The following is a 22,100-nucleotide window of genomic DNA, read 5'->3' as shown; positions in this document are numbered from 1 at the left end:
ATTTTGGAGACAAGCCGCCATTTTGGCGGCTTTTTTGTCGCCAAAAATTGATACCGGTGTCATTTTAAGGTCACATTTTATGACACCGGTATCATTGAAATTATTCGATTTTTTTGACAAATTTATGGCGTTTTACCCGGTTTCAGGGCTCGAATATCTGAATTTCATCTGTTACTATGATTTCAGCTTTTGGTGAAACTTCTCCAGAGCTATCCCGTTCAATTCTCACATTTAGGTATAAACATGACTTCTAGCGCTACTCGTTTTGTCGATTTAACTGCAGCTGAACTTGTCGAACACGCCATCCGCCGTGGTGAAGGGACTTTGGCCGCAAATGGAGCTTTTGTAGCAAAAACTGGCCGCCGCACAGGGCGTTCACCTAACGACCGTTTTATCGTTAAAGAGCCAAGCACAGAAAACGACATCCAATGGGGTAACGTTAACCGCCCATTCGATGCGGACAAATTCAACGCGCTGTGGGCCCGTGTAGAAGCACACGTGAACAGCAATGACCACTTCGTCTCTCACCTTGAAGTGGGTTCAGATCCTGAGCACTATTTGCCCGTTGTTGTAACAACAGAAACAGCTTGGCACCATATTTTTGCCAAAAACATGTTTATCGAGCCTGAAAAATACAATGCAGCTGATTTACCCCAATGGCAGGTAATGAATGTACCTTCTTTCGTTTGCGACCCAGAGCGCGATGGCACGAACAGTGACGGTACAGTGATTATCAACTTTGCAGAGCGCAAAGTGCTTATCGCAGGTATGCATTACGCCGGTGAAATGAAAAAGTCTATGTTCTCAGTACAAAACTTCCTGTTACCAGCGAAGGGTGTACTGCCAATGCACTGTAGTGCGAACGTAGGCGAAGCAGGCGACACCACCTTATTCTTTGGTTTGTCTGGCACAGGTAAAACGACCTTGTCGGCAGATCCTAAACGCTTCCTGATTGGTGATGACGAGCATGGCTGGGCACCTGGCAGTGTTTTCAACATCGAAGGCGGTTGTTACGCAAAATGTATTGACCTGTCTCAAAAGAATGAACCTGTTATCTGGAATGCTATCAAATTCGGTACAATCCTTGAAAACGTGGTACTAGACGAAGATCGTGTACCTGATTTCAATGATACCAGCCTGACACAAAATACTCGTGCAGCTTACCCGCTTGAGCATGTTGAAAAGCGTAAAGTAGAGAACCGCGCAGGCGAACCTCGCGCAGTGGTTTTCCTGACTTGTGACGTCAGTGGTGTACTACCACCAGTGTCTATTCTTTCGGAAGAAGCCGCGGCTTATCACTTCCTAAGTGGTTACACGGCGAAAGTCGGCTCTACAGAAATTGGTTCTACATCAGACATCGAATCAACTTTCTCGACTTGTTTCGGCGCACCTTTCTTCCCACGCCCGGCAGGTGTTTACGCAGAGCTTCTAATGAAGCGTGTACGTGAGTTCAACTCAAAAGTTTACCTGGTTAACACTGGATGGACTGGCGGCCCTTACGGCATTGGTAAGCGTTTCGATATCCCAACCACACGCGCTGTGATTGACGCAATCGTTAACGACACCCTGGAAGGCGTAGAAACACAACACATTGACGCGCTAAATCTGGACGTACCGGTTGCTGTACCAGGCGTAGACAGCAAGCTGCTTAACCCAATCAATACGTGGGAAGACAAAGCGAAATATGCTGAGTATGCGTCTAAACTGGCTGCAGACTTCGAAGCGAACTTCGCAAAATACGATGTCTCTGACGCCATCAAATCAGCAGGTCCACGCGGCTAAGCTGGTTTAGAAGCAAATTCCTTTATCAAAAGCGCCCCTCGTTGGGCGTTTTTTTATGCCTGATAGCCCCCTTCTCTGGTACGCACCGTTTGGAGCAATACCAATTTGCTTCATTAAGAGTTCTATTTTGAGGCGCGAAAATAGGGGCGATAACACTGCTCCCGCGTCCTGCTATCTCTGAGGCACCTACATCCATATAGGCGAGGCAAAAATTTGCGAACTTAAACCTTAGGAAAAGGTTCTAAATGAGCAATTTTTAACATCGTTAGCGTCATATTTGCGCCTTTAAATAGAACAGGTACTAACTGACATGGGTATAAAGTTATCGGGAGTACTTTATCTGTTTCCAGACTGTTGAAAGCAACTGACCCAATGTGATTGGGATCACAGTGAGTAACGCCACCCCCTTATCGAAATCGGGATTCAGCGCGCAGTAATGGGCGATTTCGGGTTTATTGCTGGTTTTAAACTGGGCCACTTCCAGCGCCGAATAACGCGTTTTTCTCCCCACCACTTTCAGACACGGCAAACCATTCACCTCAGATACTAACCCAGCCGGGTTTAACGCTACATAAAGCTGGGATTCAACAACAGAGCCTGTTGCCGTTGGATATACAGTAGCAATATTCTTCGCCATCGCCCGGAACATGGCCGGACTGAGCATAGTGTCTGCATATAACAAAGTGCGCCAGGGCCGGCGCAGATAAGCCTTGGTCACTTCAAGGATAGAAAATGAAAAGGTATTATTCTTACCCCGGAACTGCGGTAAAAAACCAGCCGACGCCCCGATGACACAAAATGCCTTATGGCTGTCGTCAAAAGTCAGCAAACAGTACCCCGTCAGCTCTGCTGAGTCAGAGTAATAAAGTCTCAGCCGGCGATGTGTAGGCCCACTTTGCTCAAAGTAATAAGCAAAATATGCTTCAGGGTCGATCCCCTCAAAACACAAGCCAATAATAGACAACAACTGGGCTCTTTCTCCTGTGCTCAGACACCCAGCCTCGTACGATAAGTCGCGCTTATTCACTGGGCTTTGACACTTCAGGTGCGGCTGTCAGAGGGACAAATTTTTTCGCAACTGGCAGCATCACCTCCGCGCTCAGGCCACCCTCCTTGCGGTTACGTAAACGTACTTTACCGCCATGGGTAGAAACGATGCGTTTGATGATCGCCAGGCCCAGCCCACTGCCTTCACTACCACGGGCCAGATCGCCCTGTTTAAAAGGTTCAAATAGCGTTTCCAGCTCTTCTTCAGGGATCCCAGGTCCTCTGTCTTTAACCTTAATAAACACCGCTTTGTGACGAGCACTAAACTCCGTCACAACCTCAATCTGGTCGTCTGAATAACGGATGGCATTCTCTATCATGTTGGTCACCACCCGTTTTAATGCCACATGGTTCATCATCACCGCGGGAACATTTGCCGCTGTAGCCAACACAATTTCGCGCTGATGCTGTTGTTCTGCATGCACCACTTCCTCAACGACAGCATTGACATCATCCAGCACCATTTCTCCACTATTATGGTGCCTGAGATACTCTATAAACTGATCGATAATGGCATTCATATCTTCAATATCATCGATAATGCCGTCTTTCAGGTAGGCTTCTTCGTCCGACATCATTTCTGTTGCCAGTCGGATCCGGGTCAAGGGTGTTCTTAAATCGTGAGATACCCCGGCCATCAATAGACGCCGATCGTTCTCCAGCTCAGCGATCCCTTTGGACATTTTATTAAAAGCTCTGGTGACTTCGATGACCTCCGTAGAGCCATGCTCAACCAGACGAGTAGAAAAGTCCCCCACCCCAACCCGGCTGGCTGCAATCTGCAAAGCCTTGAGCGGCCGGTTCAGATGCCGGGCAAACAACCAACCGCCCAGTACGCTTAAAAAGCCGATACTGGAGAGATAAAATACCAGAAACTCCATTTTGGTTTCAGAGAAGCCGGTGAGTGGTACCCGAACCCAATAACCTGGTGCCTGAGGCGCTTCTACCCAGTAAACAACAGGGTCGCCCTGACTGATCCGTACCCGAGCGGAGCCGTTGAGTTGCTCAGACATGCTGCGTGACAATAAAGTGTATTCTTTTGCCTCACCTAGCCCATTGCGATAAGCCTCGCGCTGACTCATCACTTCAATGCCTGTGATCTCAAAAAACTTTTTCGATAAAGCCGAGTCGATCTCAACCCCTTCTTCCCAGTCTATAAAAACGGTTTTAACCTGCTTGGCAAGCATCAAATTGACCTGCTCAAAGGTTGGCTTGAACACGTACAGTGTGACTGTGATATAGGAGACGATCTGGTTGATCAATAGCAGCGCACCAACAAAAAACACCGTTTGTCCAAATGCGCTGCGTGGCAGGATACTCATTTACTTTTCGCCATCAGGCACGAAAACATAACCCAACCCCCAAACAGTCTGGATATAGCGGGGATTAGAGGCATCCTCTTCTATCATTCTGCGTAACCGTGAGACCTGCACATCAATGCTGCGCTCCAATGCACTGTAATCTCTGCCTCGGGCCAGATTCATGAGTTTGTCACGGCTCAATGGCTCTCTGGGATGACTCACCAACGCCTTCAATACCGCAAATTCACCGCTGGTGAGCGCAATGGTTTGATCATCTTTTTGCATTTCCCGGGTTGCCAGGTTGAGCTTAAAGGCACCAAATTCGACTTCATTTTCTTCAACTGCAGGAGCGCCCGGCACTTCCTTAGCACGACGGCGCAGTACCGCTTTGATCCGGGCGAGCAATTCACGCGGGTTGAAAGGTTTAGGTAAATAATCATCCGCCCCCAGCTCTAACCCGATAATGCGGTCCACTTCATCCCCTTTCGCCGTTAACATAACAATGGGGATTTCGTTTTCTTTTTGTCTGAGACGACGGCAGATAGACAAGCCATCTTCACCAGGTAACATCAAATCCAATACCATCAGATGAAAGTTCTCACGCTCCAGCAATCTGTCCATTTGCTCAGAATTGGCAGCACTGCGAACGATAAACCCCTGCTCGACCAGATATCGCTCCAGCAGGCTGCGCAAACGCATATCATCGTCAACGACTAACACTTTGGTGGTTTCATTCCCCATTGGCATTCTTCTTATTTTTTCTTTAGTTGACCCTAAATATAATTGAAATTAATACGCTTAGACACCATTAACAGTGAATAAGATTGTTACCGAACGTTACAAGTGTCAGCCTGATATGGCTTTACTTTACCTGGCTCCAGTTGAGCCAGCTAAGATTGGTATCGGACCGGATACCAATTACACTAGACACACGTAGTTGTTCTGCCAAAGTAAGCAACAAAATGAAAACCAACCTAATTACACCTGAAGGCTACCGCAAACTGCAACAGGAACACGATCACCTGTGGTTTGAGAAACGCCCGGAAGTGACCAAAATCGTTAACTGGGCAGCAAGTTTGGGCGATCGCTCAGAAAACGCCGACTATACTTTTAACAAGCGCCTGTTACGACAAATAGACCGTCGAGTACGCTACCTGCGTAAACGCTTGCCCGATCTAAAAATTGTTGAGTATTCTCCACAACAGCAGGGCAAAGTCTATTTTGGTGCTTGGGTCGAAATAGAAAACGATGACGGCGAAGTAAAGCGTTTTCGCATCGTCGGGCCTGACGAAATCTATGAACGGAATGATTATATCTCCATCGATTCCCCCATGGCGCGCGCGTTACTTGGGAAAGCCGTCGACGAAGAATACAGTGTAAAAACCCCGCAAGGTGAAATGCTTTGGTATGTCAATAAGATCGACTACACGGCCTGAACACTTCCGTTTCAGATATGATATGATGACCGCAAACGCAGGCCGAGAAAGAGGCCTAGCCAATTGAACTATATAAGGATTTTGCATGAGCAATATCTCAGCCCGTTTAGCTGCTGAGCTAAACGCATCACAACAGCAAGTGGATGCTGCTACCGCACTACTGGATGAAGGCGCGACTGTTCCGTTTATTGCCCGTTACCGTAAAGAAGTCACAGGCGGCCTGGACGACACTCAGCTACGATTGCTCGAACAGCGCCTCGGTTATCTGCGGGAACTAGAGGAACGCCGGGCTTTTATCATCAAAACCATTGATGAGCAGGGCAAGCTCACCGACCAATTAGCCGCAGAGCTAAACCAGGTTCAGAGTAAAACCGAACTGGAAGATTTATACCTCCCCTACAAACCCAAACGTCGTACCAAAGGTCAGATAGCCATTGAGGCCGGGCTTGAGCCGCTGGCCGACCTGCTGTTCACGGATCCGGATCAGACACCAGAGCAGGCTGCCGAAACCTATATCAATGCCGAACAGGGTATTGCAGACAGTAAAGCGGCACTGGACGGGGCCAAATTTATTCTGATGGAACGCTTTGCCGAGGATGCCAAACTCCTCAGTAAATTTAGAAACCAGTTAAAACAGCATGGTTATTTACAGAGCCGTGTTGTGCCGGGGCAGGAAGACGCGGGTAGCAAATACCGCGATTATTTTGAGCACGATGAAAAGCTCGCCGGAGTTCCTTCTCACCGTGCCCTTGCAATGCTTAGAGCTCGCAATGAAGGTATTTTGCAGCTGTCTATCAACCCGGAGCCACAAGCAGAAGACCCACAACAGTACTGTGCGCAAATGATAGCAGACCATTATAGCCTGGAAGTCTCGGGCCGCGCGGTCAGTAACTGGCTCATGACTGTGGTACAGTGGGCGTGGAAAATCAAACTCGCCACCCACCTTGAAAATGAAATGTTGGGCGCCACCCGAGAATTTGCCGAGCAAGGCGCTATTGATGTCTTTGCCAAAAACCTAAAAGATTTGCTGATGGCAGCCCCGGCAGGCCCACGCGTGACCATGGGGATCGACCCCGGTTTAAGAACCGGGTGTAAGGTCGCCATTGTCGACAAGACAGGAAAGTTACTGGCAACCACCACCATTTACCCCCACGCACCGCAAAATCACTGGGATAAGTCACTGCGTACACTGGAACAGCAATGTCGTCAGCACAAGGTTGAACTGATTGCGATCGGTAATGGCACGGCGTCTCGCGAAACCGATAAACTAGCGGCTGAATTGCTAAAAGCAGCCGGTGAGCTAAAACTGACCAAAGTGATGGTCAGTGAAGCCGGTGCCTCGGTCTACTCTGCTTCTGAGTTTGCCGCCAATGAGTTCCCGGATCTCGACGTATCTTTGCGTGGTGCCGTCTCCATTGCCCGCCGACTACAAGATCCGCTGGCTGAACTGGTTAAAATCGAACCGAAATCCATTGGTGTAGGCCAATATCAGCACGATGTGTCACAAAGCCAGCTGGGTCAGACACTGACGACCGTAGTGGAAGACTGCGTAAACTCAGTGGGTGTCGATGTTAATACCGCGTCTGTGCCTTTATTGACACGCGTATCTGGCTTAAATAAAACCCTGGCCACCAACATCGTTAAGTTCCGTGATAGCAATGGCTCATTCAGCAGCCGCAAACAGCTAAAACAAGTTGAGCGCCTGGGCCCTAAGGCCTTTGAGCAGGCCGCTGGATTCTTGCGTATTGCTAATGGTGACGATCCGCTGGATGCCTCAGCGGTTCACCCGGAAGCTTACCCGGTCGTCAAAAAGATCTGTGGCAGCAAGGCACTTGATGTCACTGCACTGATCGGCAACAGCGATGTGCTGAGCAAACTGGATCCAGCCGAGTATGTCGACGATAAATTTGGCGTACCAACCATCACGGATATTCTGGGTGAGCTGGACAAACCGGGCCGTGACCCGCGTCCTGAGTTTAAAACAGCCCAATTTAAAGCGGGCGTTGAGACCATTGCTGACCTGAAAGTCGGCATGACCCTTGAGGGTGTCGTCTCAAACGTTGCGAACTTCGGTGCCTTTGTTGACGTTGGCGTACATCAGGATGGCCTGGTGCATATTTCGGCACTCACGGACAAGTTCATTTCCGATCCTCGTGAAGTGGTTAAGGCCGGTGACATTGTTAAAGTGAAAGTCATCGAAGTGGACGTTGCCCGTAAACGGATCAGTTTTACCATGCGACTGAACGATGAGATCCCAGCAAGTACCGGGCAGAAGCAGAGTAAACCTGCTTCGCAAAAACCTGGCGGCAAGTCTCAGCGACCGGCACAGCGTAAAGAACCTCGCCGTGATAATCGACGTGACAACAGCAACGCAGCTATGGGCAATGCCTTTGCAGAGGCCTTTGCAAAGCTGAAAAAGTAACGACTGATACCACAACGACAGAGGCCCGCAATTGCGGGCCTCTGTCGTTTAACACAAAGTAGTTTTATCGATTCGAGAGGTTAAATCACCACGGATAACTGCGATGCCCCTTTGGGCCTGGCAACGTCCCCATAAAATCCTTCGATCCTCAGTGCGCGTGAAGCAATTTCCGGATCCCGTTCAATGGGCAATGCCACTGCAAACGGGTCCACTTCTTCTTCTAACCGGGCAGACTCAGGTTGTTGCTCACTTATCTCATCCTCGTTAAGACGACGGGTTTGGTAACCCACAACACGATTGCTGCTGTCGTCTTCATCCTCATCGCCACTGATAGATTGTTTGGCAAGATCCGCCTGTGCCTGGGCAATTTTGGCTGTCGCATCTGCTGCGATGGCTCTGTCAGCACCCGATGGCTCTGCCGGTGCCAGCGCCGCAGCACGCACTGTTTGCATTTTATCAATGGTTTCGCGTGGATCCCCAGTGGGTGCCACGTCTATCATCACCTGGCCGCCAACCGCATAATTATTGCCGTCCGGACCACGCTGATATTCATAAGTCGGTGACCCAGCGTACTGCCCCCCCACTCTGGCGTGGGCTTCTTCGTGCAGACGCACTTCGCGATCTCTGTCTTTCAGTTCCTGAATCTGTGCCTGCTCTACCTCCAGCTCTGCCTGCTCTCGGTCACTCAGCTCTTGCGAGTCTTGTTGATCCTGTTGTTCCCCCTGGCTGTTTTGTCCGCCTTCCTCACGCTCCTCAATGGTTTTGCCATCTTTAAGCTGACCTGTGCTGTCATACAAGCCGGAATCATCCGCAGACAAAGGTTTTTGCTTGTCGCCATCTGAGAGGGGTTTGTTTTCAGTAAACGCAGGGGAGACCGGCGCAGGTTTTGGAATTACCTCGCGGAGTTGATTGTCACGTTGCGCCGTCTCAGTATAGACGTTCGCCGTGTTTAAGTTCATCGCCGGGGGTGGCGTTACTATGTTCATTACGCTTTAATATCAATTAAGGTACCTAGGACTTCGTCAGCTGTGCGGATCGTCTGTGCATTGGCTTTAGCATTAAATTCTGCCACTTTGAGGTCTACAACCGCCTCGTCCAACCTTGGTGGTTGACCCACAGGTGCCGTCACGCCTTCATTGCTGGATGCGCCCTGAAGTTGTCGTTGCTGTGCGACCTGCTGCTCGCTTTGCTGGTCCAGTGTCGCCTTGTTGATGTCGGCTGCTGCCTGCTCGGCACTTTGGCGGGCAAGCTCAAACCCCTGAACACCTGCATTTAGGATGTCACTGACTGCCATATATCGCCCCACAGTTAGAAAATCTCACCCTAATTATTGCTCAATTTATAAACGAAATAAAGTCTGGGCGGCAAAAAATTGCCGCTTTTTTCATGTGGGAAACTAAAGAATTGATTTTAAATGAGTAACAAACTCATCTTTATGTGAGATAAATGGGGCATGCGATGCTTTGGGTAAAACAAACGCCTTGAAATGTGGGTTGAGCGCACTCATACGTTCAATCACATCACCGGGCACCAGTGCATCGAGTCGGCCAAAGAGGCCAAACACTGGCTGCGTAAGCTCACGAAAATAGGCTCTGTAGTCACACCGGTTCAACGCATCAAGGCCCAAGCTTAATGCCTCAGGATGTGGCGCAGGCAGTTGCGCCAATAACTGGCGTAATTGTTTAATATCATCACGGGCATGCTCACTGCCCATCGCCTGAATAGCCAAAAAACGTTCTATGGTTTTAGCGCTGTCGTCAGCCAGCGCCTGCTTAAACCCCGCCAGCACTTTAGATTTGATCCCCGGCCAGTCAGGCTGCTCCACAAAGCATGGATTGGAAGCGACCATCACCACTTTGGCTACTTTAGTGGGGTATCGATGCGCCAGATTAAGCGCCACCAGCCCGCCCAGCGACCAGCCAATCAACACCGAACCATCGACAAGCTCTGTCGCAATCTCATCTGCAATGTCGTCAAGCGATTTGCAGTGTTCAGGAAATGCAGCTCCGCCAAACCCCGCTAAATTTATCGCCCGCACGGGTAAAGGCTGTACTTGCTGAAGCTGCTCAATGCTCAGTTGCCATACCTGTTTATTCATACCCCAACCGTGCAATAGGACAATCTCGCTTTGCATTCATTCACTTCCTCAACCAAACTTGTGGCTATGATAGCGATTCAAGGATGGAAAGCAATGTCATTAGCCCGCGCACTCACACACACGCTGTTTCCCTGCTACTGCCCCTGTTGCCACAGCCCGGTTGATGTTCAAGGGATATGTGCACCCTGCCTGAGTGCACTGCCACTATTTGCCCCTGGCCAGGGTAACCTGCTATTGCGTGCGGATATTCAGGCACAGTTTAATTTACCCTGCTGCGATGGTCTGATTGCGTGTGGTTGGTACAGAGGCATGCTGAAACGTTGGCTATGCGAACTCAAGCTACGTCAACGAAGTCATGCAGCTTGCTTATTGCGTCAGGTCATTGCGCATCAGTGGCAATGCTACTGTGCCGAACAAATAATCGATGTGGATGCGGCTATTCTCATTCCGTTACCCAGACACAGGTTGATCACTCGAGGTTTTAATCAGGTAATGCAAACCTGGGGCCGCGTGATCGAAACCCAGCTCACAATCTTGCCCGTCTTATCAAAACATATGACACCCGCACAACAGTCGCTAAATCGCCGTGCACGATTGAAAAATCAAGCACAGGCTTTCAGGTTAGAGGGGGATTTAACAGGTCGCCAGATACTGCTGGTTGATGATGTGATCACCACAGGCGCTACCATAAATGCTGCTGCCCAGCTCTGTCGGCGTGCTGGCGCCGCTCAGATCTGGGCTTGTGCAACCTGCCTCACACCGTATTAATGAATCGCCTGTGAGAAAAATAGCGCATTATTAAACAGCCGACTGCTACCATACCAGAAACCGCGAAATACCGGATTATCCGTCATCGCGACAGCCACGCCCTGGCCATAGGTATCTGCCATCAATGCCGCCGACTGCGCTATCTGCGATACATTTCGTTCATCAGCATAGCCTGCCAATAGAGGTTGTTGCTGATACACGGCCACATCCAAAAACGGTTTTTCACTGGCCTGAAGCACCCAGGCACTGTTTTTAAATACAGGTAAGCTACTGTTCTCAAAACCAAATGCCAGTGGATGTGAGAGATCCAACTGCGTGCCAAAAATAGCCCCCGCGATCCGTTGCTGTGCAGCCAGTTGCTCTTTGTCTTTAAAACGCATCCCCTGAGTATCAAAAGACGCTCGTAAATCTTTGTTGCTGATGATCTCAGCATTCAGCAACTGGTGCTCAATCAACCATTGTGCGCCGCGCTTGTGACCCCAGATAACCCCGCCTTTGTGGACCCAGCTGATAATCGCGGCCTGCGCTTTCTTGCTCATTGCTGAATAACGCCCATCCGCCAGCACAATATGGCTGTAACGACTTAAGTCCACGCGTCCAAGACGGTCTATTTCTATCACGCTGGGTGCAATTCCGACATGCCTGTCAAGATGATACCAAAGCTCACCGACTTCGTATTGACTGGTCCCCTGACCACCAACCAGCAAGACTTCGGGTTTGTGCAGTGGCATCATCCGCCGTGAGCCTAAATCAATGCCCTGCGGCGTCAGGCCTGAGCGAATCGCCATGACCTTAATACCAAGCGCATTGGCTTGCTCTGACAGGATACGTCGCCAGTTTTCCTGATTTTGCAACCCCGCCGGGATCACTACAGTACCGGCATCAAACTTATGTTCGCTCTGAGTCAACTTAGCGGTAAAGGGCTGCAGTGCGACTCGCGCCTCCAGACCCTCTGTCAGCAACCGGTTAAGTAACTTAGGTGCAAGGTAATGCTGCCAGGAGAAAGCGTAAGCATACGCCTCTATCAGGGGCGTCTTTGCACCCATACCATCGTTTTGTGCCTTTGATTCAGTGACCTTCAATCCCCAGCTGCTGGTTACACTGGCAAAATCCAAATCATAGGCATAAGGTAGCGTCCACCCTGACACATCATAAAAGGTATTGTCTTTAAATTGGGTTTGCTCACTAAACATGGCCTTGACCAAACGGACTTGCGGCTGTGCCAGAGGAATATACAGATCGCCCGCCTTAAATTGCTGGTCTTTAATTTTCAACGCCTTTTCCAACTGTTGCACTTGCACCTGGTGCTGACTGAGCAGCTCAGTAAACTGGCTGAATCGATACGGGTCCTGACCTGCCGATACCACATACCCCAGAAAATCTTGCTGCTTGGCTTCTTTTTGCGCGCTTTGATAAAAGTGCTGCTGATAGTCGAGCAAAGCCTGACGCTGAGCGACTGTACCGCGTAACGTAGAGAGTGAAGTAATAAGCTGATTTTTGATGGTTTGCGGAAAGGTCAACAAGCCGTTGATGGTTTCCTGTGCATGACCACGGCTGCTAGCCTGCTCAAATAATATCCCCACCGCGCCGTTAATGTCCGGGTAAGTTGAGCCTTTGCCATAGTAAAAGTCGTCAAAACTCTCCTGAGTAAAATATAACTGCCCAGCCTGGTCCAGCGCATCGGCGTGAAACTGGCCAATGGCCGCCGTTAAACTCTGGTTACGCTCAGGCGTCAAAGGGTGTGTACGTGAGGGGATCCCAGGCTGGAAAAAATAACTCGAATTAGGACCCATCTCGTGAAAATCGGCCAGCACATTGGGTTTCCAGTCATGAAATGCCGCAATTCGGGCACGAGATTCCGGATGCTGCAACAACAGCCAGTCCCGGTTTAAATCAAACCAATAGTGATTGGTTCTGCCAGAAGGCCATCGCTCTACATGTTCCCGGTGTTGGGGATCGCTTGATAATGCCCGGCCCCGGTGGCTGTTTGCCCAGTTCGCAAAACGCGCTAGCCCGTCTGGATTCAAAGACGGATCGAGCAGGATCACGGTGTCGCGTAATAAAGCTTCGACCTTCTCGCCCTGTGCAGCAGCCAGATAATAAGCCACCAGCATGGCAGTATTACTCCCGGATGGTTCATTCCCATGTACGCTGTAACCCAGCCAGGCAACCGCTGGCGCCTCTGTGCGTTGCTTAGGTTGCGCAAGTGCAGCGATGTGCGCGCGCTTCACAGCTTCGATGTTTTTCAGTCGCGCAGCCTCTGTGATCGTCAGCAGGATGAGCGGCCTGCGTTCATGGCTGTAGCCAATGGTGTTTATTTCAACCCTGGGGCTGGCTTGTGCCAGGGTATGTAAGTACTGCACTAGTTGCTCTGGACGAACATGCCACTCACCCACCTCATAACCGAGCACCTCATGCGGTTTTGGAATTGCAGGATCAAACTGGCTTGTGTCATCAAAATAAAAATTCAATGGCTTGGCACTTAGCTGCAAGCTCAGCAAACACAGCACAACTAACAGACGATACATAAAGGCTCCATTTATTCCGGCAATTCTTGACCAGCCAGTACGCTATCAATGCGACTTAAGTTGCTGCAAATTTTTACGCCCAACACTAGCTACAACAAGATGAGGGGAGTATCATAGGGATTAACCGAGTAATTTAGTCAAGTATAGCGTAGATTATGATCACAATTTCAGAGACCGCTCAGTCACATTTTGCCAAGCTACTGGCCGATCAAGCCGATGGCACTAACATTCGCGTATTCGTCGTCAACCCCGGTACTGCTCAGGCAGAGTGCGGAGTATCATATTGCCCTGCCGATGCTGTAGAAGACAGCGATATTCGCCTCCCCTTTAACGGATTTGATGCCGTCGTCGACGCCGAAAGCGCTCCTTTTCTGGAAGAGGCTGAAATTGACTTTGTCACCGACAAAATGGGCAGCCAGCTAACCCTAAAAGCGCCAAATGCGAAAGCCAAAAAGCTTAGCTCAAATGCTTCTTTGGAAGAGCAAGTTGAACACATGTTGGTGACTGAAGTGAACCCGCAACTGGCCAACCACGGTGGTCAGGTCAGCCTGGTAGAAATCACGGCTGAAGGCGTTGCAGTATTACAATTCGGTGGTGGCTGTAACGGCTGCTCTATGATTGATGTCACTCTGAAAGAGGGTATCGAGAAAGAAATGATCGCAAAGTTCGAAGCAATCACCGGTGTACGTGACATTACAGAACACTCACGAGGCGATCACTCATACTATTAATTGAGTATGCGCCGTGTAATCTATCGCTTAGGGTCTCACCCTAAGCGGAGCCTGCGATTTTTCCTCAGCGGACTAGCCTTGTTTGCTCTCAGTGTGGTGTTCATTGCACTGGGCTATATTTATCAGGCCTGGCTTCAGCTGCCCGGCCTGATTATTCTTGCTATTGCGTTAGGTATGGCAGGATATGGCTACCTGGGCATTTTCGCTAACCGTTTTTCTCAGGTACTGTCAGCACGTGACTCAGCCAAAGCGACTGCCAAAAAAGCCTTTGAGGATTTAAAATAGGCCATACACCGCTCGCTGTGTCGGCGACAACACCCCATTCTATTCTTTATTCCAGCAGCTGTTGCGTGACACTCAGCTGTCGATACTTAATGACCAGCGTCAGCCCTCTCAACCCCATAAAGCAACTCATGGCAAACCATAACCCATGATTCCCCCACTGCTGCGCCAGCCAAAAAGGCACAAAGAAACCTAACAGGGCAGACAACAACATACTGTTTCGCATCTCCCTGGCCCGAGTCAGGCCAACAAATACCCCATCAAACAAAAAGCAGCTTGTTGCAATCAAAGGCAGAACCACCAGCCAGGGTAAATACACCAGTGCGGTGTCTATCACAGCCGGGATGTCGGTTAGCAGCCCTATTACTGCCGGGCCAAATAGGGCAAATATCCCACTATAGATAAGCGCAAAACACCCAGCCCAAAAACAACTGATCTGTACCCAACGTCTGAGCATCGACACATCCTGCGCGCCTTTGGCCTGCCCAACTTTCGCTTCCACCGCATAGGCAATGCCGTCCATTGCAAAACTGACCAGCATCAGGAAGTTCAGTAGCACCGCATTGGCAGCCAAAATATCCTCTCCCAGCCTCGCACCATAAAACGTCATGAAGCTAAAACACAGCTGCAACATGAGTGAGCGAATAAAGATATCGCGATTCAGGTGCAATAACCGCTGTATTTCTTCTCTGTGTGGTACTTTGAGCTGCCAGCGCCAACCTGCGCGATTCAGCACGCCACGCAACAGATAACAAGACAACAGCAGTGCTGAATAATCGGCAATCACCGATGCCCAGGCTGCACCTGCAACGGCAAAATCTAGCACCACTACAAACAAGACATCGAGCACTATGTTGACACAGTTAGTAAACAGCACGACATAAAAAGGCCCGCGTCCGTATTGCATCCCTAGCATAAACCCGAGCATCACCAGGTTCAGCATGGCCGCCGGGGCACTGAAGATACGAATAGAAAAATACACACTCGCCTGTTCAAATACCTCAGGCGTTGCTCCGGACAATACAGCAATCAGCTCTAACAACCAGGGCGTAAACACTATCAGCAACAGAGCAAACAACACCGCAAAACTCATGCTGGCCGACAGCGATTGTAATGCCCGAACACTGTCTTGCTGACCATTTGCCTGGGCGATCTCACCAGTGGTGCTCATGCGCAGGAAACTGGCGAGCCAGAACAACAAGGCTATGCTCCCCGACCCCAGCGCTATCCCGGCAAGATAATAAGCCTCGCTCAGATGACCAATGACCGCCGTATCAACTAATCCTAACAGGGGCACCGAGATATTTGATAAAATCATCGGAGCAGCAATAGCAAGCAATTGAATATGGTGAGAAGTATGCGCGCGATTAAGTGGTTTCATGTTTTAGTTCTTATACTCGTTTTGTTCAACACCCGGGCAGGTCTGGCCGCGGTCATTCTACAGTATCATCATGTCAGTGAAAAACTGCCGGCCGTGACCAGTGTCAGCGAAACCACCTTTCTTACGCACCTGAACTTCCTCAAAACAGAACAATTCACAGTCATTGCATTAGATAAGCTCATTGAGCAATTGCAAGCAGGCAAAGCTCTGCCACCAAAAACCGTGGCAATCACCTTTGACGATGGCTACCTGAATAACATGGAAGCCGCAGCGCCATTACTTGAGCAGTTTGGTTATCCTTACACTATCTTTGTAAATCCTAAACTCATTGATGAGAAGAAAGGGTACGTGATGAGCTGGGAACAACTACGCCAGCTGGCAAAACGCGGCGCAATCATTGCGAATCACAGTGCCCTGCACGACTATTTGCATCACAAGCAAGCCGGAGAAACGCAGAGTCAGTGGCACAATCGGATCCGTCAGGATTTAGTTTGGTCGCAAGCTCGTATCAAAGCAGAAACAGGCCATGACTTTCCTTATATAGCTTATCCGTACGGCGAATTTGATCGTCCGCTACAGAAATTAGTCGCTGAGCTGGGCTTAGTGGGTATTGGTCAGCATTCCGGCGCCGTGGGGCCCGATTCAGACTTCACGCGCCTGCCCCGCTTTCCCGCGTCCGGTATCTATGCCAACCTGAAGACGCTGAAAACCAAACTTCACTCATTGCCCTTTTCACTGGCACAAGCCAAATATCAGGACTCGGTCACGGATGACCCGACCCCATCGATCACTTTGACCTTCAAAGAAATGGATTTTTATCAGAATCAATTTGCCTGCTTTGTATCAGGTGCAGGCAGAGCGGAGCTCACCTGGGAGGGAAAGAAAACCGTGACAATAACAACACCTAAGGACTTACCTGCAGGGCGCTCCCGATACAACTGCACAGCACCATCAAAACAGTTCAGTGGTCAATTCTACTGGTACTCTCAGCCCTGGGTGATTACGCGCGCTTAACCGCATTAAGTAACTCCATCGTCACTTTAGACAGAGGCACAACCCGCTCGGCCGCAGCCATTTCAACAGCGGCCCGGGGCATACCCCACACCACCGAAGTGGCCTCATCCTGAGCCAGTGTTTTTGCGCCAGCTTCTCTGAGACGTAGCAAGGCTGCTGCCCCATCACTACCCATACCAGTCAGTAGCCCGGCGCTGATTTGTTTCGCCCAGGGCAATAAGGAATCAAACAGCACATCTACCGAAGGGCGATGTCGGTTAACTTTCTCGCTCTGACTCAGATGACATTGCAGTCGCCCGCCTTTTTGCACCACTTTAAGGTGCATGTCTCCTGGTGCGATAAATACATGTCCTGACACAAGCACATCCCCCTCTTCTGCTTCTTTGACATGCACATCACTACAGCGGTCCATACGGAGTGCAAATGAAGTACTGAATACCGGTGGAATATGCTGCGCAATGACCACCGGTGGACAGTGTTTAGGCAGACGGACCAGTACCTCACGCAGCGCTTCTGTGCCACCAGTAGACGCGCCCAAAGCCAACACCGCGCTGTTTTTAAATTGAGCATCCTGTGAAACTGGAGCCTGTTTTTCGCCTTTTTCGGCTCTAAAAGCGTAAAGATTGGCCTGTCGGGCAATACGGATTTTCTGGTGTAAGGTCTCTGCATAAGCATTTAATTTAGCGGCGACATTCGTGGTTGGCTTGGCAATGAAGTCGATTGCCCCCAGCTCTAGCGCTTCTAACGTTGCAGGAGAGCCTTGCTGCGTTAAGGTAGATAGCATAACCACAGGCATCGGGCGCAGGCGCATCAGATTTTTTAGAAAGCTCAGCCCATTCATCTTTGGCATTTCAATATCCAGCGTCAACACATCAGGATTGAGCTTTTTAATCATCTCGCGTGCTTCATAGGGGTCCTCTGCTGCCCCTACGACCCTAATATCGGGCGCCAACTCCAGCACCTCAGTCAGAATTGCTCTGAGTGAAGGGGAATCATCAACTATCAATACCTTAATCATGCAATCTCTCTAAAACAGCTCAATGTCTGTTTGTTTACCTTGCTCTTCAATATCATGAAGGTACTTAGCCTCACGTTTTTCAATGGTGTCATTGTGCATCTGACGCAATTTCTTCACCTGAGCTTTACCCGTTTGTGGATGAAACACCACCTTGCGCGGCCAGGGTCCACCCACATCGTGGGATACCAGAGTGAGCTGTTCTTCCTCAACATACGCCTCGGCAAATCGAATATTACCAACGCCGATGTCGGTCATCGAACTGATGATTTTCCCACCACCAAACAGCTTTATCTTCAGATGATCCCGCCGGGCACCATTTTTTATCACTTCATTAATCAGATATTCCATTGCCCAGTTGCCATAACGGCAATTCAGGTCATCGGCATGAATCGCTGAAGTCCCCTTCACGCCAGGCAGCATAAAGTGATTCATTCCTCCTACGCCCTGCTGCTCATCATAAATACAGGCTGCAATGCAGGAGCCCAATACAGTAGAGATTAGCTCGTCACTTTTTGACACATAAAACTCCCCCGGGAGTACTTTTGCCACCACAGCGCCGCGTCCTGTGTCCCAAAACCGCTTTACGTGTTCAAAGCCATGTAGTACGGGCTGAAACTGATTCATAGCTGCGCTACCTTCTGGTACATAGTTTTCCCCAGATTTTTGAACCCCAAATGCTCTTTCCCCATTGTCTCTGAATGACCTATAAACAGATAACCTTGCTCTGCTAATAGCTGGTAATAACTATCAAACAATCTGTCTTTGGTTTCTTTGTCAAAATAAATCAATACATTACGACAAAAAATAACATCAAAAGGACCTTTCATAGGCCAGGGTTCAAGCAAGTTAAGGCGTTTAAAAAACACCCTAGCTCGCAATACATCTTTTGCTTTGTACTGGGTGCCATCCGAACTACACATAAACCACTTTTTCAGGTGCTCACTATCGAGGCCTGTGACCGACGCACTGTTATACACACCCTCTTGACCTTTGTGCAGTACATTTGAATCCAAATCAGTTGCCAACACTTTCACGTCCCAGTCTGCGGGAAAGGCATTCGCGATGGTCATCGCAATACTGTATGCCTCCTCACCAGTGGAACAACCAGCAGACCAAATTCGTATGCGTTTGTCTGACTTATGTTTGATCTTCAGTTCTGGGATCACTTGTTGGTGTAAAAAATCAAAATGATGTGCTTCGCGAAAAAATGACGTGAGATTAGTCGTAATCGCATTAATAAAATGGCTAAACTCGACATCTGGCTCTTCATTTAATAAGGTCAGATATTCAGCAAAAGACGCGAGACCGTTAGCCCTCACTCTGCGGGCAAGCCGTGAGTAAACCATATCGCGTTTATGGGGTCCGAGTACGATGCCGCAGGTCTCATATACACGCTGAGAGATACTGCTGAAATCCTCATCCGTCATCAAAAACTCTTTCATATCCCTCCTCACCTATGCACAGCGACCCTCGACTACGTGTTACCTGCGCCGTCTTTTGCATTCATTATGTGGTTATCCCGGTGAGTCAGGTGTGTCACGATGGCAGAGCTGACACCAAATACGACGTACAGCTCATCCAGGGGTACAAACAAACCAGAACTGTTAAAACTCTTCCCACTCCTCAGAATCATCCGCAAAGCGGTTAGCCGCTGTTTCCAGTGGCTGTCGCGTACTGCGACTTTCCGGCGCCGATAAACCAATCGCGGACGTACGCGCCTGACCATTCGCGGCAGCCGGTTTTTCTACAATGGCTTCTCGACTATCAGACGCCTCTCCGACCTTAAAGAAGTTAAGCATATTACGCATATCATTGGCCTGCTCAGACATTGACTCACCTGCAGCGGATGCTTGCTCTACCAACGCTGCATTTTGCTGCGTCATTTCATCCATCTGCGTAACAGCTTTATTCACCTGTTCAATTCCTGAGCTTTGCTCTACCGATGCATCCGCAATATCCGAGATCATATTGGTGACACGCCGCACCGACGCCACAATTTCTTTGAGCGTTTCACCAGACTCATTCACTAGTAAAGTACCATCCTCAACTTTACTTACACTGTCACGGATCAAATCTTTGATTTCTTTTGCCGCTCCGGCCGAACGCTGTGCCAGATTACGTACTTCACCCGCGACCACGGCAAAGCCACGCCCCTGCTCTCCTGCACGCGCAGCTTCCACCGCAGCGTTCAATGCCAGCAAGTTAGTTTGAAAGGCTATTTCGTCAATCACGCTTATGATATCCGCTATTTTTTTACTGGCATCGTTGATAGCTGACATGCTTTCTACCGCTCGATTTACCACTTCTCCGCCTCGGGTTGCTTTCTCACTGGTATCTTCAGCCAGTTCATTGGCAACCTTGGCATTGTCTGCATTCTGTCGCACTGTGCTGGTCATTTGCTCCATGCTCGAAGCAGTTTCCTCCAATGAGGACGCCTGTTCTTCCGTACGCTGACTCAGATCGGCATTACCCTGCGATATTTCCTCAGCGCCACTGGCGACCAAAGACGCAGAGGTACTGATCCGCTCCAATACATTAGTTAGTTTATCTGCGGTGCTGTTCGCATCCTGTTTTAGCTTGTCAAAAGCCCCTTGATAGTCTGCCTCAATACGTTGTGTCAGATCTCCCCGGGCAAGTGCATCAAGCATATTTCCGGTATCTGCCACTGCGCTATCTACACTCTCCAGCAGGCCATTTAGCCCCTGGGTCAAACGCAAGTAAAAGCCCTGCTTATCATTTTCTTCCAAGCGCATAGACAAATCACCAGAGCGAGCAGACTCAACGACCGTATTCACTTCCTGCTCAATTGCAACCTCACCCGTTCTGTCTTCCCACTCAACCACAGTACCAGCTCGTTCGCCCGTGTCAGTCACAATTGGGTTAGCAACCAAACCAAAGGTGCGTCCGCCTACCTTTATTTCGGTCTTGTAAGGTTGAGACAAGGTTTCCAGTAAGCGTCTTTGATGGGCTGGATTGCGGTGGAATACATCTATGTTCTGACCAATCAGTTGGCTGCTGTCAAAGTTAGGTAAATCCTTACGAATATCTGACTCAGCGTTTCTCATCATCTCGAGTACCGACTGATTCATATACACAATGATGTTGTCTGAGTCCGCAATCATCGTATTGGTTTGCACGTTATCCAGAGCACGACGTACGCGAAGGTTTTCGCCAGCAGTCTGTTTAGCTTGATGTTCAGCAGCCAAACGCTCTGTTTTGTCTTCCCACTCAACGACAGTACCAATCCGATTCCCGGTCTGATCAAACACTGGTGTTGCGATCAGGCCAAAATTAAATCCAGCTACCACAATATCCGTGTTATACACATTCGACAGTGTGTTCAGCAACCCCCTCTGGTGTTGAGGGTTTTCGTGGAATACATCAATATTGGTACCAATCAGGGTATCAACATCAAAGTTCGGCAATGCGGTGCGCAGCTGTGCCTGATTACGTCTGAGCATTGCAGATACAGACTCATTCACATACACAATGTTAAGGTCTTCATCTGCCAACATGACATTCGCCTGGCACACATCTAGAGCACGAGAAATTCGTGCGTTTTTCTCTGCCAAATTCCTGTGCTTTTCTTCTGCGGCAAGCCACTTTGTTTGATCTTTCCATTCCACCAAGGTTGCGATGCGATGCCCTTCATCAAATACCGGCGTCGCTATCAAATCAAAAGTCAGTCCTGCAACTGTGATTCGGGTCTGATAAGTTTCGCGCAAGTTGGCCAAGATGCTGCGCTGATGGCTTGGGTTTTTGTGAAAGGAATCAATGTTTGTGCCTATCAAGCCTGCAACACTGAAGCCCGGTAAATCAACCTGTAACTGCTGTTCATTCACCCTCAACATTGATTTTACGGAGTCATTCAGATACACAATATTCAAGTCAGCATCTGCCACCATGATGTTCGCCTGACAGCCTTTCAGGGCCAGCATCAGACTTTGCGTCAGATCCGTTTGGTCATCCTCATCATGCGCGGTTTTTAGCGCTTGAAATAGCTCGGGAAAATCCGTCAGGTCCAGGCCTTGTAATTGTTCCTGATCTGCCACTGTCATATGTGGCAACACTCGATATACACAACCCAGTTGGGCACTCACCGATGACAGAGCCATTTTGAGGTAACCCAGCGCGACAACCACCCCAAATAAGGGTAGCGCCACCGCCACCAGCTGCATGCTTTCAGAGCCCGATGCTCCAAGCTGAATGCCCAGTACGATGCTGATAACCAGTATCACACCCGCAATTACGATTTTATTGTTTAAACTACTTTGGATACTCTGACTACTCAT

The 22,100-nt window shown here is 49.4% G+C and carries 19 protein-coding genes; 7 read left to right on the top strand and 12 right to left on the bottom strand.

Annotated features, from left to right (window positions below):
• The first annotated feature begins 243 nt into the window (after window positions 1-243).
• Window positions 244-1,782: a phosphoenolpyruvate carboxykinase gene (locus AT705_RS13685; protein ID WP_058796992.1), complete on the top strand. Its 1,539-nt coding sequence runs from the start codon at window positions 244-246 to the stop codon at window positions 1,780-1,782.
• Between the two features lie 322 nt (window positions 1,783-2,104).
• On the opposite strand, the gene AT705_RS13680 is transcribed toward AT705_RS13685, so the two are convergent.
• The 3 genes from AT705_RS13680 to ompR are packed head-to-tail and all read right to left on the bottom strand — an operon-like array spanning window position 2,105 to window position 4,871.
• Window positions 2,105-2,749 carry a hypothetical protein gene (locus AT705_RS13680; RefSeq protein WP_237113730.1) on the bottom strand — a complete coding sequence of 215 codons (645 nt, stop codon included), beginning with the start codon at window positions 2,747-2,749 and terminating at the stop codon, window positions 2,105-2,107.
• A 52-nt stretch (window positions 2,750-2,801) separates the two neighbouring features.
• Complete coding sequence (gene envZ / locus AT705_RS13675) at window positions 2,802-4,151, bottom strand: two-component system sensor histidine kinase EnvZ (protein WP_058796991.1); 1,350 nt, start codon at window positions 4,149-4,151, stop codon at window positions 2,802-2,804.
• A complete protein-coding gene (gene ompR / locus AT705_RS13670) occupies window positions 4,152-4,871 on the bottom strand; it encodes an osmolarity response regulator transcription factor OmpR (protein ID WP_010387140.1) in 720 nt (239 codons plus the stop codon).
• A 221-nt stretch (window positions 4,872-5,092) separates the two neighbouring features.
• On the opposite strand from ompR, the gene greB reads away from it, so the two are divergent.
• On the top strand, window positions 5,093-5,566 hold the full coding sequence (greB, locus tag AT705_RS13665) for a transcription elongation factor GreB (protein WP_010387141.1): 474 nt from the start codon (window positions 5,093-5,095) through the stop codon (window positions 5,564-5,566).
• 85 nt (window positions 5,567-5,651) lie between these two features.
• Complete coding sequence (locus AT705_RS13660; protein WP_058796990.1) at window positions 5,652-7,988, top strand: Tex family protein; 2,337 nt, start codon at window positions 5,652-5,654, stop codon at window positions 7,986-7,988.
• A gap of 80 nt (window positions 7,989-8,068) precedes the next feature.
• Here AT705_RS13660 and AT705_RS13655 read toward each other — a convergent pair whose 3' ends face one another.
• The 3 genes from AT705_RS13655 to bioH form a co-directional block, all read right to left on the bottom strand.
• Window positions 8,069-8,974 (bottom strand): putative metalloprotease CJM1_0395 family protein, encoded by a 906-nt coding sequence (locus tag AT705_RS13655; protein WP_058796989.1) that lies wholly within the window; start codon window positions 8,972-8,974, stop codon window positions 8,069-8,071.
• Window positions 8,974-9,282: a hypothetical protein gene (locus tag AT705_RS13650; RefSeq protein WP_010387144.1), complete on the bottom strand. Its 309-nt coding sequence runs from the start codon at window positions 9,280-9,282 to the stop codon at window positions 8,974-8,976. Before AT705_RS13650 ends, AT705_RS13655 begins: the two co-directional genes overlap by 1 nt.
• Before the next feature lie 102 nt (window positions 9,283-9,384).
• Window positions 9,385-10,122, bottom strand: coding sequence for a pimeloyl-ACP methyl ester esterase BioH (bioH, locus tag AT705_RS13645; RefSeq protein WP_058796988.1), 738 nt, complete (start codon window positions 10,120-10,122; stop codon window positions 9,385-9,387).
• Window positions 10,123-10,179: 57 nt separating this feature from the next.
• On the opposite strand from bioH, the gene AT705_RS13640 reads away from it, so the two are divergent.
• Window positions 10,180-10,854, top strand: coding sequence for a ComF family protein (locus tag AT705_RS13640; protein ID WP_058796987.1), 675 nt, complete (start codon window positions 10,180-10,182; stop codon window positions 10,852-10,854).
• On the opposite strand, the gene AT705_RS13635 is transcribed toward AT705_RS13640, so the two are convergent.
• A complete protein-coding gene (locus tag AT705_RS13635; protein ID WP_058796986.1) occupies window positions 10,851-13,382 on the bottom strand; it encodes a M14 metallopeptidase family protein in 2,532 nt (843 codons plus the stop codon). The two genes, AT705_RS13640 and AT705_RS13635, sit on opposite strands and share 4 nt — an antisense overlap.
• A 155-nt stretch (window positions 13,383-13,537) precedes the next feature.
• On the opposite strand from AT705_RS13635, the gene nfuA reads away from it, so the two are divergent.
• Window positions 13,538-14,113, top strand: coding sequence for a Fe-S biogenesis protein NfuA (gene nfuA, locus AT705_RS13630; RefSeq protein ID WP_058796985.1), 576 nt, complete (start codon window positions 13,538-13,540; stop codon window positions 14,111-14,113).
• 6 nt (window positions 14,114-14,119) lie between these two features.
• A complete protein-coding gene (locus AT705_RS13625; protein WP_058796984.1) occupies window positions 14,120-14,398 on the top strand; it encodes a hypothetical protein in 279 nt (92 codons plus the stop codon).
• A 46-nt stretch (window positions 14,399-14,444) separates the two neighbouring features.
• Here the strand turns inward: AT705_RS13625 and AT705_RS13620 are convergent, their stop codons facing one another.
• The gene (locus AT705_RS13620) at window positions 14,445-15,713 is read right to left on the bottom strand and encodes an MATE family efflux transporter (protein ID WP_058796983.1); all 1,269 of its coding nucleotides are present in this window, start codon (window positions 15,711-15,713) and stop codon (window positions 14,445-14,447) included.
• 39 nt (window positions 15,714-15,752) lie between these two features.
• Here AT705_RS13620 and AT705_RS13615 point away from each other — a divergent pair, with 39 nt between their 5' ends.
• Entirely contained in the window at window positions 15,753-16,790 is a 1,038-nt protein-coding gene (locus AT705_RS13615; RefSeq protein ID WP_157576788.1) for a polysaccharide deacetylase family protein, read from the top strand.
• Here the strand turns inward: AT705_RS13615 and AT705_RS13610 are convergent.
• The 4 genes from AT705_RS13610 to AT705_RS13595 form a co-directional block, all read right to left on the bottom strand.
• Entirely contained in the window at window positions 16,777-17,808 is a 1,032-nt protein-coding gene (locus tag AT705_RS13610) for a protein-glutamate methylesterase/protein-glutamine glutaminase (RefSeq protein ID WP_058796981.1), read from the bottom strand. The genes AT705_RS13615 and AT705_RS13610 overlap by 14 nt on opposite strands.
• Before the next feature lie 9 nt (window positions 17,809-17,817).
• Window positions 17,818-18,432, bottom strand: coding sequence for a chemoreceptor glutamine deamidase CheD (gene cheD, locus AT705_RS13605; RefSeq protein WP_058796980.1), 615 nt, complete (start codon window positions 18,430-18,432; stop codon window positions 17,818-17,820).
• On the bottom strand, window positions 18,429-19,250 hold the full coding sequence (locus AT705_RS13600) for a CheR family methyltransferase (RefSeq protein WP_058796979.1): 822 nt from the start codon (window positions 19,248-19,250) through the stop codon (window positions 18,429-18,431). The genes cheD and AT705_RS13600 overlap by 4 nt, the downstream gene beginning before the upstream one ends.
• 162 nt (window positions 19,251-19,412) lie before the next feature.
• Window positions 19,413-22,100, bottom strand: a complete 2,688-nt coding sequence (locus tag AT705_RS13595) for a methyl-accepting chemotaxis protein (RefSeq protein WP_058796978.1) — start codon at window positions 22,098-22,100, stop codon at window positions 19,413-19,415.

Origin of the sequence: Pseudoalteromonas rubra, from assembly GCF_001482385.1 — a bacterium.
Taxonomy (GTDB): domain Bacteria; phylum Pseudomonadota; class Gammaproteobacteria; order Enterobacterales; family Alteromonadaceae; genus Pseudoalteromonas; species Pseudoalteromonas ardens.
The sequence above is the reverse complement of the archived record's forward strand: the minus strand, read 5'-3'. Positions and strand labels throughout refer to the sequence as shown.

Bases quoted from the DNA above. Each gene is read 5' to 3' on its own strand.
- AT705_RS13635 (WP_058796986.1), bottom strand. From the start codon at position 13,382: ATGTATCGTCTGTTAGTTGTGCTGTGTTTGCTGAGCTTGCAGCTAAGT.
- AT705_RS13660 (WP_058796990.1), top strand. From the start codon at position 5,652: ATGAGCAATATCTCAGCCCGTTTAGCTGCTGAGCTAAACGCATCACAA.
- envZ (WP_058796991.1), bottom strand. From the start codon at position 4,151: ATGAGTATCCTGCCACGCAGCGCATTTGGACAAACGGTGTTTTTTGTT.
- AT705_RS13640 (WP_058796987.1), top strand. From the start codon at position 10,180: ATGTCATTAGCCCGCGCACTCACACACACGCTGTTTCCCTGCTACTGC.
- ompR (WP_010387140.1), bottom strand. From the start codon at position 4,871: ATGGGGAATGAAACCACCAAAGTGTTAGTCGTTGACGATGATATGCGT.
- nfuA (WP_058796985.1), top strand. From the start codon at position 13,538: ATGATCACAATTTCAGAGACCGCTCAGTCACATTTTGCCAAGCTACTG.
- AT705_RS13685 (WP_058796992.1), top strand. From the start codon at position 244: ATGACTTCTAGCGCTACTCGTTTTGTCGATTTAACTGCAGCTGAACTT.
- AT705_RS13655 (WP_058796989.1), bottom strand. From the start codon at position 8,974: ATGAACATAGTAACGCCACCCCCGGCGATGAACTTAAACACGGCGAAC.
- AT705_RS13610 (WP_058796981.1), bottom strand. From the start codon at position 17,808: ATGATTAAGGTATTGATAGTTGATGATTCCCCTTCACTCAGAGCAATT.
- AT705_RS13650 (WP_010387144.1), bottom strand. From the start codon at position 9,282: ATGGCAGTCAGTGACATCCTAAATGCAGGTGTTCAGGGGTTTGAGCTT.
- greB (WP_010387141.1), top strand. From the start codon at position 5,093: ATGAAAACCAACCTAATTACACCTGAAGGCTACCGCAAACTGCAACAG.
- AT705_RS13620 (WP_058796983.1), bottom strand. From the start codon at position 15,713: ATGATTTTATCAAATATCTCGGTGCCCCTGTTAGGATTAGTTGATACG.
- AT705_RS13600 (WP_058796979.1), bottom strand. From the start codon at position 19,250: ATGAAAGAGTTTTTGATGACGGATGAGGATTTCAGCAGTATCTCTCAG.
- AT705_RS13625 (WP_058796984.1), top strand. From the start codon at position 14,120: ATGCGCCGTGTAATCTATCGCTTAGGGTCTCACCCTAAGCGGAGCCTG.
- bioH (WP_058796988.1), bottom strand. From the start codon at position 10,122: ATGCAAAGCGAGATTGTCCTATTGCACGGTTGGGGTATGAATAAACAG.
- AT705_RS13595 (WP_058796978.1), bottom strand. From the start codon at position 22,100: ATGAGTAGTCAGAGTATCCAAAGTAGTTTAAACAATAAAATCGTAATT.
- cheD (WP_058796980.1), bottom strand. From the start codon at position 18,432: ATGAATCAGTTTCAGCCCGTACTACATGGCTTTGAACACGTAAAGCGG.
- AT705_RS13615 (WP_157576788.1), top strand. From the start codon at position 15,753: ATGCGCGCGATTAAGTGGTTTCATGTTTTAGTTCTTATACTCGTTTTG.